At 43.5% G+C, this 14,795-nt stretch carries 9 protein-coding genes, 2 tRNA genes and 2 rRNA genes; 6 read left to right on the top strand and 7 right to left on the bottom strand.

Annotated features, from left to right (window positions below; all coding sequences use genetic code 11):
- Nucleotides 1-12: 12 nt before the first annotated feature.
- The 4 genes from rluD to acpS all read left to right on the top strand — a co-directional run bounded on the left by rluD (nucleotide 13) and on the right by acpS (nucleotide 4,844).
- Nucleotides 13-993, top strand: a complete 981-nt coding sequence (gene rluD / locus MEPCIT_RS01340; RefSeq protein WP_013975655.1) for a 23S rRNA pseudouridine(1911/1915/1917) synthase RluD — start codon at nucleotides 13-15, stop codon at nucleotides 991-993.
- A 152-nt stretch (nucleotides 994-1,145) separates the two neighbouring features.
- Nucleotides 1,146-3,719: an ATP-dependent chaperone ClpB gene (clpB, locus tag MEPCIT_RS01335; RefSeq protein ID WP_013975654.1), complete on the top strand. Its 2,574-nt coding sequence runs from the start codon at nucleotides 1,146-1,148 to the stop codon at nucleotides 3,717-3,719.
- A gap of 13 nt (nucleotides 3,720-3,732) precedes the next feature.
- The gene (gene pdxJ / locus MEPCIT_RS01330) at nucleotides 3,733-4,464 is read left to right on the top strand and encodes a pyridoxine 5'-phosphate synthase (RefSeq protein ID WP_013975653.1); all 732 of its coding nucleotides are present in this window, start codon (nucleotides 3,733-3,735) and stop codon (nucleotides 4,462-4,464) included.
- Entirely contained in the window at nucleotides 4,464-4,844 is a 381-nt protein-coding gene (acpS, locus tag MEPCIT_RS01325; protein WP_013975430.1) for a holo-ACP synthase, read from the top strand. The genes pdxJ and acpS overlap by 1 nt, the downstream gene beginning before the upstream one ends.
- A 42-nt stretch (nucleotides 4,845-4,886) precedes the next feature.
- Here acpS and MEPCIT_RS01320 read toward each other — a convergent pair.
- From MEPCIT_RS01320 to MEPCIT_RS01300, 5 genes are all read right to left on the bottom strand, one after another.
- Nucleotides 4,887-4,963, bottom strand: a tRNA-Asp gene (locus tag MEPCIT_RS01320).
- Between the two features lie 26 nt (nucleotides 4,964-4,989).
- A 5S ribosomal RNA gene (gene rrf, locus MEPCIT_RS01315) occupies nucleotides 4,990-5,105 on the bottom strand.
- 96 nt (nucleotides 5,106-5,201) lie between these two features.
- Nucleotides 5,202-8,118: ribosomal RNA gene (locus MEPCIT_RS01310) — 23S ribosomal RNA — on the bottom strand.
- A 246-nt stretch (nucleotides 8,119-8,364) separates the two neighbouring features.
- A tRNA-Glu gene (locus MEPCIT_RS01305) sits at nucleotides 8,365-8,437 on the bottom strand.
- 261 nt (nucleotides 8,438-8,698) lie between these two features.
- A complete protein-coding gene (locus MEPCIT_RS01300) occupies nucleotides 8,699-9,898 on the bottom strand; it encodes an IscS subfamily cysteine desulfurase (RefSeq protein WP_013975652.1) in 1,200 nt (399 codons plus the stop codon).
- Nucleotides 9,899-10,589: 691 nt separating this feature from the next.
- Between MEPCIT_RS01300 and suhB the strand changes: the two genes are divergently transcribed.
- The gene (suhB, locus tag MEPCIT_RS01295) at nucleotides 10,590-11,375 is read left to right on the top strand and encodes an inositol-1-monophosphatase (protein ID WP_013975651.1); all 786 of its coding nucleotides are present in this window, start codon (nucleotides 10,590-10,592) and stop codon (nucleotides 11,373-11,375) included.
- A gap of 202 nt (nucleotides 11,376-11,577) precedes the next feature.
- On the opposite strand, the gene prmC is transcribed toward suhB, so the two are convergent.
- Both prmC and prfA read right to left on the bottom strand, forming a co-directional pair.
- Entirely contained in the window at nucleotides 11,578-12,420 is an 843-nt protein-coding gene (prmC, locus tag MEPCIT_RS01290) for a peptide chain release factor N(5)-glutamine methyltransferase (protein ID WP_015580469.1), read from the bottom strand.
- 9 nt (nucleotides 12,421-12,429) lie between these two features.
- Nucleotides 12,430-13,512 carry a peptide chain release factor 1 gene (gene prfA / locus MEPCIT_RS01285; protein WP_013975649.1) on the bottom strand — a complete coding sequence of 361 codons (1,083 nt, stop codon included), beginning with the start codon at nucleotides 13,510-13,512 and terminating at the stop codon, nucleotides 12,430-12,432.
- A gap of 155 nt (nucleotides 13,513-13,667) precedes the next feature.
- Here prfA and MEPCIT_RS01280 point away from each other — a divergent pair, with 155 nt between their 5' ends.
- Entirely contained in the window at nucleotides 13,668-14,666 is a 999-nt protein-coding gene (locus tag MEPCIT_RS01280) for a ribose-phosphate pyrophosphokinase (RefSeq protein WP_420887213.1), read from the top strand.
- Nucleotides 14,667-14,795 lie beyond the last annotated feature (129 nt).

Here is a 14,795-nt window from a genome sequence, read left to right as displayed (position 1 = left end):
ATACATTATGCCATGAAACATGCTAAAATTCTTACAGGTACAGTTAAGGAATCACAATGCGGGCAACGTCTGGATTATACTTTGGCTAAAATGTTTCCTGATTATTCCCGATCACAGATAAAAACCTGGATACTTGCAGGTTTGGTGTGGGTAAACGAACTAGTTAAGGTGATACCTAAAACAAAAATGCTTGGTGGTGAGTGTATTAAGATACAAGCATTGATCGACGAAGAACCATGCTGGGAAGCGCAAGCTATCCCGTTAAATATCGTTTATGAAGATGAAGCTCTACTTATAATTAATAAGCCGCGTAATCAGGTGGTACACCCTGGCGCTGGAAATACTGATGGCACCATGTTAAACGCGCTACTGTACTATATACCTTCTATCATAGCTGTACCTCGTGCTGGTATAGTCCATCGTCTTGACAAAGATACCACTGGTTTGATAGTGGTAGCCAAAAACGTAACAGCACAAACTCGCCTGATAGAGTCGCTACAGGCGCATGAAATTACCCGTAAATACGAAGCGATTGTTATTGGCACTATGACCGCCAATGGCACTGTTGAGCAGCCAATCGCTCGTCACACAATCAAGCGCAAACAAATGGTGACACACTCGCTGGGTAAGCCAGCGGTGACCCATTACCGTATTATGGAGCAATTTCGCGCCCATACCCGCTTAATATTGTGTTTAGAGACTGGCCGCACCCATCAGATTCGCGTGCATATGGCGCATCTCAATCATCCAATCGTGGGTGATCCCTTGTACGGTAAGCGGCCGCGATTATCAAAATATGCTTCCAAAGCACTTAATGATGTATTGTGTCGTTTTGATCGTCAGGCGCTCCATTCCACTTTTCTACGGCTTTACCATCCTATTACCTCCATTCCAATGGAATGGTATGCTCCAATGCCACAGGATATGGTGACTTTGATAGCAGCGTTAAAAGAAGACACCAAACAGTTAAAAGAAAGTCGTTATTGTTTGTAAACTGATTGATTAAGTAAGTAATTGGTTTAACTTAAACTAGCAGGTATCATCAAATGGTAGATTTAATTTTGCTGACATCAGTTATTAAACTGAACGATCAAGAACAATAATTTACGCTTATAGTAATATTAGTTACCAAAATGGGAGAAATTATGCGTCTGGATCGTTTTACTAATAAATTTCAAATGGCCCTCGCCGATGCCCAGTCCATGGCCATCGGGCATGACAACCAATTCATCGAACCATTGCACGTAATGGCATGCCTATTGAAACAGGAAAGCGGCACTGTACGTCCTCTATTGCAATCTGCTGGTATCAATATAGTTTCATTGATCAGAGCGGTAGAGCAGGCTTGTGAGCGACTACCACAGGTGGATGGCACAGGAGGTGATATACAGCCTTCACAAGATCTAGTGCGCGTGCTGAACCTATGCGATAAAATCGCGCAAAAACGTGCAGACAGTTTTATCTCTTCCGAACTGTTTGTTCTTGCATCGTTAGAATCACGAGGAACTTTGGCTGAAATCATGAAGTTAGCCGGTGTTACTGTTGCTAATATAACCAATGCTATTGATCTAATGCGCGGCGGCGAACCAGTCAAAGATCAGGACGCGGAAAATCAACGTCAAGCACTAAAAAATTTTACCATTGACCTTACTGAACATGCTGAACAAGGAAAACTTGACCCAGTCATTGGCCGTGATGAAGAAATTCGACGTACGATCCAAGTACTTCAACGTCGTACTAAAAATAATCCGGTTCTGATAGGTGAACCAGGAGTTGGAAAAACTGCTATTGCAGAAGGACTAGCTCAGCGTATAGTCAACGGCGAGGTACCAGAAGGATTAAAAAATAACCGAGTATTATCGCTGGATATGGGGTCGCTAGTCGCAGGGGCGAAATACCGCGGTGAGTTTGAAGCACGACTAAAAAGTGTATTGCACGATTTGTCCAAACAAGAAGGTAATATCATATTATTTATTGACGAGTTACATACCATGGTAGGAGCTGGCAAGGCAGATGGTGCAATGGATGCTAGTAATATGCTTAAACCTATGCTGGCACGCGGCGAACTACACTGCGTAGGGGCAACAACGCTTAACGAATATCGCAAATTTATAGAAAAGGATGCTGCACTGGAACGGCGTTTTCAAAAGGTGTTTATTGCCGAGCCCGGTGTAGAAGCTACGATTGCTATCCTACGAGGTTTGAAAGAACGTTATGAACTGCATCACCATGTGCAAATTACCGATCCCGCCATCGTTGCCGCTGCGAATTTATCTCATCGTTATATTGCCGACAGACAACTACCAGACAAAGCAATTGACCTGATTGATGAAGCCGCATCAAGTATTCGCATACAAATAGACTCTAAACCGGAAGAACTAGACCGTCTAGAGCGGCGAATTATTCAACTGAAATTGGAACAACAGGCGCTAAAAAAAGAAATGGATGATGCCAGTGTCAAGCGGCTGACTATGCTTAATAATGAACTGACTAAGAAAGAACGTGACTATTCGGAACTTGAAGAAGAATGGAAAGCAGAGAAAGCTTCTTTATCTGGCACACAGAATTTGAAAGCAGAACTTGAACAGACAAAAATTTCTATTGAGCAGGCCAGACGTGTCGGTGATTTAGCGCGAATGTCAGAATTACAATATGGTAAACTACCAGAGTTAGAAAAACAGCTAGAGGCTGCATCACAAGCAGAGAGCAAAGGTCTACGCCTATTGCGTAACAGAGTTACCGATATTGAGATAGCTGAAGTATTGGCGCGCTGGACGGGAATCCCGGTCTCAAGAATGCTTGAGAGTGAACGGGCAAAGTTGGTACGCATGGAGCAGCATTTACAGAAGATAGTTATTGGGCAGCATGAGGCAGTTGCAGCTGTATCTAATGCTATTCGACGAAGTCGTGCTGGCCTAGCTGACCCTAATCGGCCAATTGGTTCTTTTATGTTTCTTGGACCAACTGGAGTTGGTAAAACCGAATTGTGCAAAGCACTAGCAACCTTTTTATTCGATAGTGAAGATGCTATGGTTCGTATAGATATGTCAGAATTTATGGAAAAACATTCTGTATCACGACTAGTTGGTGCCCCTCCCGGTTATGTTGGTTATGAAGAAGGAGGATATTTAACAGAGTTGGTACGGAGGAGACCTTATTCAGTAATGTTATTAGATGAAATCGAAAAAGCACATTCAGATGTATTTAATATTCTATTGCAAGTCTTAGATGACGGCCGTCTAACAGATGGTCAAGGTCGCACAGTTGATTTTCGTAATACTGTAATAATAATGACTTCTAACTTGGGTTCGGAAATTATTCAGGAACGTTTCGACCAAATTAACTATCTTGAGATAAAAGATGTCGTGCTTGAGGTGGTAAGTCATAATTTTCGTCCAGAATTTATTAACCGTGTGGATGAAGTTGTTGTTTTTCATCCTTTAAATCGTAATCATATTATAGAGATTGCACAGATTCAGTTGCGTCGTCTGTACCAACGTTTAGAGGAACGTGGTTATACTGCCAATATAAGTGACGAAGCGTTAGTGCTGCTAGGTAAATCCGGTTTTGATCCTGTATATGGTGCACGACCGATGAAACGTGCCATTCAACAAGAAATAGAAAACCCGCTAGCGCAGCAAATTCTGTCAGGTCAGTTGTTACCAGGTAAACCAGTTAAACTAGAAGTATTGAATAATCATATCGTTGCTGTTCAATAGGTTAGGTATAAATATGGTTGAATTACGACTAGGTGTAAATATTGATCACATTGCGACATTAAGAAATGCGCGTGGTACTGCTTGGCCAGATCCAGTTCATGCCGCGTTTATTGCAGAACAAGCTGGAGCAAATAGCATTACGGTACATTTGCGTGAAGACCGCCGTCATATAAACGATCGTGATGTTAAGCTATTGCGCCAAACTATTCAGACTAATATGAATCTAGAAATGGCAGTAACAGAAGAGATGATGGCCATTGCCTGTACCTTATTGCCGAACTTTTGCTGCCTAGTTCCAGAAAAACGCCATGAAGTAACTACCGAAGGCGGACTTGATATTGCTGCTCAGCGTAATAAACTACGTCAAGCTGTGGTTCGACTGAGTGATGCTGGAATTAAGAGTTCGTTGTTTATCGAGGCCGATGAGCAGCAGATCAAGGCGGCGGCGGATATAGGTGCGCCCTACATTGAACTTCATACCGGCGCCTATGCCAACGCAGTGGACGAGGTCTCGCGTGAGGCAGAGTATGCCCGCATCCGTCAAGGAGCACAATACGCCGCCACTCTAGGACTAAAGGTTAATGCTGGACATGGTCTTAATTATCACAATGTTAAACCAGTGGCAGCAATAACCTTTATGCATGAGTTAAATATTGGTCATGCCATTATTAGTCGTGCTGTGCTTAGCGGCTTAGAAGAAGCAGTAAAAGATATGAAACGCCTTATACATGAAGCATGCTGCTGATGGCGATTGTTGGTATTGGTACCGATATCGTCGAGCTGGAGCGAATGGAGGCGGTAGTTTCCCGCACAGGTGCTAAAATAGCACGTCGGATACTCAGTCAAAATGAATTACTGCAATATCAACAGCATAATAAGCCGGTACGATTTCTTGCTAAACGTTTTGCTGTAAAAGAAGCAGTGTCGAAGGCCTTTGGCACCGGTATTCGTAACGGGCTTACTTTTTCACAGGTTGAGGTCTGCAACGATGCCATGGGAAAACCTTCATTGCAATTGATTGCTCAAGCTGCTGAATTAGCTAGCAGGTTAAAAATTACCAGAATGCATGTAACATTAGCTGATGAGCGGTATTACGTCTACGCCATGGTAATTTTTGAACAATAGAGAACTATAATAACTATAGATCTATAATTTAGATTCAAAGCATGGCGGTGCGGACGGGATTTGAACCCGCGACCCCCGACGTGACAGGCCGGTATTCTAACCAACTGAACTACCGCACCACTAAACTAAATTATCTATCTTAGTTGCCTGGCAGTTCCCTACTCTCGCATGGGGAAACCCCACACTACCATCGGCACTACGGCGTTTCACTTCTGAGTTCGGCATGGGGTCAGGTGGTACCACCGCGCTAATGCCGCCAGGCAAATTCTTTTGCTTTTGCTACAATCAGCATCATGAATAATCCAGAACATACTTCTCCAAGTTGTCAATTGCGCTCTCAAACAGCTTAGGTGTTGTAAGGTTAAGTCTCACGGGTCATTAGTATTGGTTAGCTCAACGCTTCACAGCGCTTACACACCCAACCTATTAACGTCATCGTCTTTAACGTCCCTTTAGGAGGCTAAAAGCCTCAGGGAAGACTCATCTCGAGGCAAGTTTCCCGCTTAGATGCTTTCAGCGGTTATCTCTTCCGTACATAGCTACCGGGCAGTGCCATTGGCATGACAACCCGAATACCAGTGGTACGTCTACTCCGGTCCTCTCGTACTAGGAGCAGCCCCTCTCAATCTTCCAGCGCCCACGGCAGATAGGGACCGAACTGTCTCACGACGTTCTAAACCCAGCTCACGTACCACTTTAAATGGCGAACAGCCATACCCTTGGGACCTACTGCAGCCCCAGGATGTGATGAGCCGACATCGAGGTGCCAAACACCGCCGTCGATATGAACTCTTGGGCGGTATTAGCCTGTTATCCCCGGAGTACCTTTTATCCGTTGAGCGATGGCCCTTCCATGCGGAACCACCGGATCACTAAGACCTGCTTTCGCACCTGCTCGAGCCGTCACTCTCGCAGTCAAGCTAGCTTATGTCTTTGCACTAACCTCACGATTTCCGACCGTGATTAGCTAACCTTTGTGCTCCTCCGTTACATTTTGGGAGGAGACCGCCCCAGTCAAACTACCCACCAGACACTGTCCTTAACCCGGATCACGGGTCTGAGTTAGAACATTAAACATTAAAGGGTGGTATTTCAAGGTTGGCTTCATGTGAACTGGCGCCCACATTTCACAGCCTCCCACCTATCCTATACATTAAGGATCAATGTTCAGTGTCAAGCTATAGTAAAGGTTCACGGGGTCTTTCCGTCTTGCCGCGGGTACACCGCATCTTCACGGCGATTTCAATTTCACTGAGTCTCGGGTGGAGACAGTCTGGCCATCATTACGCCATTCGTGCAGGTCGGAACTTACCCGACAAGGAATTTCGCTACCTTAGGACCGTTATAGTTACGGCCGCCGTTTACCGGGGCTTCAATCAAGAGCTTTTCCTGACTACGGATAACCCTATCAATTAACCTTCCGGCACCGGGCAGGCGTCACACCGTATACGTCCACTTGCGTGTTTGCACAGTGCTGTGTTTTTAATAAACAGTTGCAGCCAGCTGGTATCTGCGACTGGCTTCAGCTCAGAGCGCAAGGCTCGCCACCTACATGCCAGCGTGCCTTCTTCCGAAGTTACGGCACCATTTTGCCTAGTTCCTTCACCCGAGTTCTCTCAAGCGCCTGGGTATTCTCTACCTAACCACCTGTGTCGGTTTTGGGTACGATTTAACGGGACCGATAGCTTAGAGGATTTTCCCGGAAGCGTAGCATTAATTCCTTCACCACCGCAGTGGTTCGTCATAACGCCTCAGTGTTACGAAAGAGTGGATTTTCCTGCTCCTTCCACCTGCACGCTTAAACCAGGACAACCGTCACCTGGCGAACCTAGCTTTCTTCGTCTCCCCTTCGCAATCACGCCAAGTACAGGAATATTAACCTGTTTCCCATCGGCTACGCTTTTCGGCCTTGCCTTAGGGGTCGACTAACCCTGCTCCGATTAACGTTGAACAGGAACCCTTGGTCTTCCGGCGAGCGGGCTTTTCACCCGCTTTATCGTTACTTATGTCAGCATTCGCACTTCTGATACCTCCAGCAACCATCACAGGTTACCTTCGCAGGCTTACAGAACGCTCCCCTACCCAACGAACTATCCTTCGTTCGCTGCCGCAGCTTCGGTGCATGGTTTAGCCCCGTTACATCTTCCGCGCAGGCTAACTCGACCAGTGAGCTATTACGCTTTCTTTAAATGATGGCTGCTTCTAAGCCAACATCCTGGCTGTCTGAGCCTTCCCACATCGTTTCCCACTTAACCATGACTTTGGGACCTTAGCTGGCGGTCTGGGTTGTTTCCCTCTTCACGACGGACGTTAGCACCCGCCGTGTGTCTCCCATGATAACATTCTACGGTATTCGCAGTTTGCATCGGGTTGGTAATCCAGGATGGATCCCTAGCCGAAACAGTGCTCTACCCCCGTAGATGACTTCATGAGGCGCTACCTAAATAGCTTTCGGGGAGAACCAGCTATCTCCCGGTTTGATTGGCCTTTCACCCCTAGCCACAAGTCATCCGCTAATTTTTCAACATTAGTCGGTTCGGTCCTCCAGTTAGTGTTACCTAACCTTCAACCTGCCCATGGCTAGATCACCGGGTTTCGGGTCTATATCCTGCAACTAAACGCCCAGTTAAGACTCGGTTTCCCTACGGCTCCCCTATACAGTTAACCTTGCTACAGAATATAAGTCGCTGACCCATTATACAAAAGGTACGCAGTCACACCATAATAAAAGATGCTTCCACTGCTTGTACGTACACGGATTCAGGTTCTATTTCACTCCCCTTGCCGGGGTTCTTTTCATCTTTCCCTTACGGTACTGGTTCACTATCGGTCAGTCAGTAGTATTTAGCCTTGGAGGATGGTCCCCCCATCTTCAGACAGGATATCACGTGTCCCGCCCTACTCATCGAGCTCACAACCAATGCATCTTCGGATACGGGGCTATCACCCTATGTTACCGGACTTTCCAGACCGTTCTCCTGATGCACCAGCTGATGATGGCTCTGGGCTATTCCCCTTTCGCTCGCCACTACTAGGAGAATCTCGGTTGATTTCTTTTCCTCAGGATACTGAGATGTTTCACTTCCCCTGGTTCGCTTCGTTAAGCTATGGATTCACCTAACGATGATGCAACTCATTGCATCGGGTTTCCCCATTCGGACATTGCCGGCTTTAAAAGCTTCATATCAGCTCACCGGCACTTTTCGCAGATTAGCACGTCCTTCATCGCCTCTGACTGCCTAGGCATCCACCGTGTACGCTTAATTACTTAACCTCACAACCCTGAGCTGTTTGTCTTTTTTTCAGGTTTGAGAACTTGGTTCTTGGTTATTGGATCGACTTGGATCGACATTGATAAATAAATATGCGCATAGCATACGCATACTAAGTTTTTACCTCATGTCTAGTTTATTCCAGATTGTTAAAGAACAAAATACTTACAAAATATTACATTTTTATGCTAATGCTAAGCTAAACTAGTAGCTGTTGATAACAGCCCATTTATTAGTGCCTTAAGTAGCGTCCCCTAGGGGGTTCGAACCCCTGTTACCGCCGTGAAAGGGCGGTGTCCTAGACCCCTAGACGAAGGGGACATATTATATACGCTAATATTTAGATTAACACCATTATCATTTGTATCTTCGCATGACTCCACTAACTAGTGGAACTATTTTAGAAGAGCAATTACTACGTTTATTGATAACATATTATAGATACTTACTTGTCGTTGACAAGAAATAAATACTTAAATTAGTGTTAAGTGGTGCAATTTAACACAAATTAGTAAATCAACCAGGCCAAGTTTGAATAGGTTAGCATGTAGTGGCTGGCATATAAGTTAGCTAGAATGGAATTTAGATTGTTCGGCTAAATACTGCGTCAACTAAATTTTTTTGTTTGCGTAGTTGCGTAATAACTGTTCTGGTGTGTTTAATAGTGTAGTCTATTTCTTCCTGTGTGGTAAAACGTCCCAAAGAGAAACGAATGGAGTTGTTGGTAAGTACATTATCAACATTATACAACTTCATGGCGCGTAAGACATGAGACGGCTCCAGGTGGGCGGAAGTACAGGCAGAGCCTGTAGATACTGCTAGATCCTTCAATGCTATCATAAGGGAATCACTTTCCATATCACGTAAGCTAATATTCAGAATAGTTGCTACACCCTGTTGTAAGTCGCCATTAACATTAACACCATCGATATTATGCTGTAATCCATGATACAGTTGGTCGCGTAGTGCCCGTAGAAACGGCATTTCATTCGCTATAACTTGCGCTGCGATATTATAAGCTTCTCCCATACCGACAATTTGATGCACAGGTAGTGTTCCGGAGCGCAGACCTAGTTCTTGACCACCACCATGAATTTGTGCATTGATTCGAACCCATGGTTTACGACGAACGAATAAAGCGCCGATACCTTTCGGTCCATAAACTTTATGGCTGCTAAACGACATAAAGTCGACTGGCAATGTGGCTAGATTAATGGGCAATTTGCCCACGCTTTGACTAGCATCTACATGGAATAATGCCCCGCTGGCGCGGCAAAGTTTACCAAAGGCTGCGATATCCTGAATTACGCCAGTTTCGTTGTTAACGTGCATTAATGACACCAGAATTGTGTCATCACGGATAGCATTACTCAATTGCTGTGGGGTAACGATACCGTTAGCTAGCGGAACTAACCAAGTGACCATGAAGCCTTCTTTTTCCAAATACTGACAAGTATCTATAACCGATTTATGCTCAGTTAATGCAGTAATAATATGGTTACCTTGAGCGCGATTAGCGTAAGCAGCCCCTTTCAGGGCGAGATTATCAGACTCAGTAGCACCGGAAGTAAATATAATTTCTCGAGAATCAGTACCAACAAGTGCGGCGATATAATTACGCGCAATATCGACTGCTTCTTCCGCTTGCCAGCCATAACGGTGGGAACGGGAAGCAGGATTACCAAAGATTCCATCAAGTGTAAGATACTGCATCATCTTTTCTGCTACTCTTGGGTCAACCGGAGTAGTAGCTGAGTAATCAAGATAAATCGGTAATTTCATGATTCGTTATCTCCAGGCATCAAAAATAACAAAAGACGCCTTGCACTAAATCAAGTAGGTTTAAGATTTAGTCATGAATCGTTTATTATGGTTAACTATTTGCTGTAATATTTATCACTAGTTCAACTACGTTAATTGTTCATCTTATTGTTTTCATGCTTGATAGTACTACCTGATAACTGGTTACATCTATTAATTTAGTTAAAACTATGATGAAAGTACTGATACAGTAAATAACTATCGCTATTATATTAGTTGGTGACTACCAATTTATATTTAAGCCAATGAGATAACAATGAATGGTTAACATACCAAATATAATAAATATTACCTTTTTTTATGCGAGTAGCACAGACTAATCTCTTCAGTTAAGTAACCACTTAATAATCTATCACTGCTTTTAAGCAGTGATAGATGATATATAATATACTATTTAACAACTTTCGTATCTGTTATTTTTTTTAGCTAAAGCTATCAACTCGTTTCAAATACATTCGACACTGTTTTGTCCTTTTAATGATTGCGGTTATAAATCAACCTAATAGTTGAATAATTAGATAGAGCGATAGTTTATCAATAAGTATTGGTAATGTTATAAGTTAGATCCAAGATAGGCAATAGGACAGAAGTTTAATTCTTTTGCTAACTTTTTGTTATAATTAGTAATTTTATTAGCTTATGGAAGATATACATGCAGCCGATGCTTAATATCGCCATTCGCGCTGCGCGAATGGCGGGTAATTTAATTGCTAAAAGTTATGAAAACTTTGATACCATCGAAGCCAGTAAAAAATACAACAATAATTTTGTCACTAACATCAACACTAAATTGGAACATGTTATTGTTGACCTGATTCGTAAATTCTACTCGCAACACTCAATTGTTATCAACAATAGTGGTGAGCTTGAAGTTGAAAATACTAATATACAATGGATTATCGACCCATTAGATGGGACAACAAATTTTATTAAGCGTTTTCCTCACTTTGCTGTTTCTATTGCTGTACGGATAAAAGGCTATACGGAAGTGGCTGTAGTTTATGATCCTATGCGAAATGAGCTGTTCACTGCTTCTAGAGGCCAGGGAGCCCAGTTGAACGGCTATCGTCTGCGCGTAGGTACCGCACACCATCTAGATGATACCATTTTGGCAATCGCTTTTCACTATAAGCAAAAACAGCATGCCAACAATATTGGCTATATGACCCTAGTAAGAAAACTATTAGTTAAGTGTGCAGATTTTCGTAGCACTGGATCGGCTGTACTGGATTTGGCATATGTTGCTGCCGGTCGTGTAGATGGTTTGTTTGAAATCAGCCTTAATCCATGTGATTTTGCTAGTGGTGAACGGCTAGTGCGTGAGGCTGGTGGTTTGGTTACCGATTTTGCGGGCAGAAATTATCATTTACGTTCTGGTGATATTGTCGCCGGTAATCCTCGCATAGTAAAAACTATACTTTCCACTATACTTGACTAACGAAATGGGAATAAATCCTCTTCAAAGATTATTTAATCGATCTGATTATGGTTGATAGATAATAACCACTAAAATAATAAATTCCTTTCAAAGAGCGCAAATTGAACATTACTATCCTCAATCAGAAAGTTGTTTTTTTAGCTTATAGACACTATTGACCACAGTAATAAAATTTGATAAACTTTGAATTGTTACCTTGTAGTTACATTATTGGCAACTGCTGTCCCTGACTAACTCGTTCATTATTTCCATAATCTCTTATGGTATAGATCTTACCTAAACCTGCAGCAGCAAGCAAGTTGCGCACGGCGGAACCCTGACGCCAGCCATGCTCTAGAACAAGCCAGCCGCCAGGTAGCAAATGCGAACCAACCCCACGACAAATAGCTGCTAAATTCTCAAGGCCGCTCTCTCCACCTACTAAAGCACTGCGCGGTTCGAAACGTATGTCTCCCATCAGATGCGGATCATCCGCTTCAATATAAGGTGGATTACTAACAATAAGACTATAGCATTGCATATTTAATTTTTTATACCAGTCACTGACGCAAAAATGCACATTACTTAATTCTAAGCGATTGGCGTTATCACGAGCGAGTGCAACTGCGGCATGTAATCGATCTACGCCGGTTATTTGCCATGCCGGACGTTCCGATGCCAACGCTAGTGCTATCGCACCGTTGCCGGTGCCTAAATCTAGTACCTTGGCTGGGGCGTTCGACAATAGATCTAGCGCGCTCTGTACTAAACATTCAGTATCAGGTCGTGGAATCAAAGTATCGGTTGATACACGCAATGGCAAAGACCAAAATTCGCGTGTACCAGTTAGATAAGCCACCGGTTCGCCCTGTTCACGACGTGTTAACAATGCTTCCAGCATAGAGTATTGTGCTTCTGTTAATATAGTTTCACCAAAAGCTAGTAGCCGAGAGCGTGTAGCACTAGTAACATGCGCCAATAGTATTTCTGCATCTTGCTTAGCACTAAAGGTTAACGAAATGCTTAGGCGGCTGATAGCCTGTTTCATCCATTGTTGCCAAGTCATTATTCTAGATTAGAGCATCTCAGACAAAGCTGCTAGCTGATCTGCCTGGTGCTCTTGCATTATTGGTTGAATTAACATATCTAGCTTACCTTCAATAACTTCCTCCAACCGGTATATGGTCAAACCTATGCGGTGATCAGTCACCCGCCCCTGTGGAAAATTATACGTGCGAATACGATCGGAGCGATCACCACTGCCCAGCAGATTCCGGCGTGTTGATGTTTCTTTTTGCTGACGGCGCTGAATTTCGGCGGCGCGTAAACGTGCTCCTAGCACTGCTATAGCCTTGGCTTTATTTTTATGTTGAGAGCGTTCGTCCTGGCATTCTACTACCAACCCGGTTGGTAAATGAGTAATGCGGATAGCTGAGTCGGTGGTGTTAACATGTTGACCTCCTGCTCCGGAGGAGCGAAAGGTATCAATACGCAGATCTCCATTGTTTATTTCTGGCATTTCAGCATATGGTATCTCCGGAATTACCGCTACTGTGCAAGCTGAAGTATGAATGCGTCCCTGGGATTCTGTTTCTGGTACTCGCTGAACGCGATGTCCACCGGATTCAAATTTTAGTACACCGTATGCTCCTTCATGAGCTACCTTGGCTATAACCTCTTTGAAGCCACCGTGCTCGCCTTCGCTTGTGCTGACTATCTCCAATTTCCAGTGGTTTGTTTCAGCAAAACGGCTGTACATGCGAAATAAAACGCCAGCGAACAACGCTGCTTCATTACCCCCGGTGCCAGCACGCACCTCAAGGAAGCAGCCTCTTTCATCGTTGATATCTTTTGGTAGCAGTAACAACTGTAACTGCTGTTCCAGTATTTCTTGTTGAGTACGATAGGACTGCAGTTCATCTTTAGCCATCTCGCGCATGTCAGGCTCTTGTAACAGATATTCTGCCATGTTAATATCTTTTTGTACCTGACGCCATCGTTGAAAATAACTTGAAACCTCTGATAGCTGCGCGTATTCCTTCGATAAGACACGAAAACGCTTTTGATCAAAAATTATGCTGGAATCGCCTAATAGCACTTTCACTTCTTCAAGGCGCTCTCGCAATGACTCTAATTTTGCAACTATCGATAACTTCATGATTGATATATTTATTGTTGTGCGTTGTGCATACAATATAAGAATTGATTATAACACATATAATCGATTGTATTTGGCTACCGGCAGCAATTGTTTAGCTTTACTAAGCAAAATGATATGATAGTATTATACCTGATGCAAGCGGCACAGGGAAGATGGTGTCAAACTGGCGCAATATTCTCTCTGGATACAATGAGGTTGTTCTCGTGCAAGGTATTAAAATTTTTGCTGGAAACGCTACCCCGAAACTAGCACAACGTATTACTAAATGCTTATATACTAGTCTTGGCAAGGCTACAGTTAGCCGGTTTAGTGATGGCGAAATAAATGTTCAAATAAATGAAAACGTCCGTGGTGGTGATATTTTTATTATCCAATCCACTTGCGTACCTACCAATGAAAACCTGATGGAATTAGTAATTATGGTAGATGCGTTGCGCCGTGCTTCTGCTGGCCGGATCACCGCTATCATACCTTACTTTGGATATGCACGTCAAGATCGACGTGTCCGTTCCAATCGCGTCCCAATTACCGCCAAAGTAATAGCTGATTTTCTGTCACGAGTAGGTATTGACCGTGTTTTAACTGTCGATCTACACGCTGAACAGATTCAGGGCTTCTTTGATGTACCTGTTGATAACGTTTTCGGTAGCAAGATAATATTCGAAGATCTGCTACAGAAGGAGTTGGAAAATCCTATTATTGTTTCTCCAGATATTGGTGGTGTAGTACGAGCACGAGCGATAGCTAAGATGCTCCATGATACCGATATGGCGATTATTGATAAGCGCCGCCCTAGAGCCAACCTGTCGCAGGTGATGCATATCATTGGCGATGTAGAAAATCGCGACTGCGTGCTAGTTGACGATATAATTGATACCGGAGGTACCCTGTGTAAAGCAACCGAAGCATTGAAAGAGCGCGGTGCTAAAAGGGTATTTGCCTATGCTACACATCCAATTTTTTCAGGCCAGGCATATGAAAATATCAAAAATTCTTTGATCGATGAAGTAATTGTCTGCGACACGATTCCGCTAGATACTTCCATCCAAGCATTGACCAATGTGCGTACCTTGACGTTATCCGGAATGCTGGCAGAGGCAATCCGCCGAATAAACAACGAAGAATCAATATCAGCTATGTTCGAGTATTAATAACCAAACCTTATGCTTACCCAGGCATGAGGTATGGGTAAGCATAAGGTTTAAGAATAATAAAGTTGAAGGCAAAACATACTATCTGCCATACCAAATGAACTGTATAAGTAAGTACTGAACCTAAAG

This window comes from Candidatus Moranella endobia PCIT, assembly GCF_000219175.1.
Lineage (GTDB): Bacteria > Pseudomonadota > Gammaproteobacteria > Enterobacterales > Enterobacteriaceae > Moranella > Moranella endobia.
This window is presented reverse-complemented; position numbering and strand designations above follow the sequence as displayed.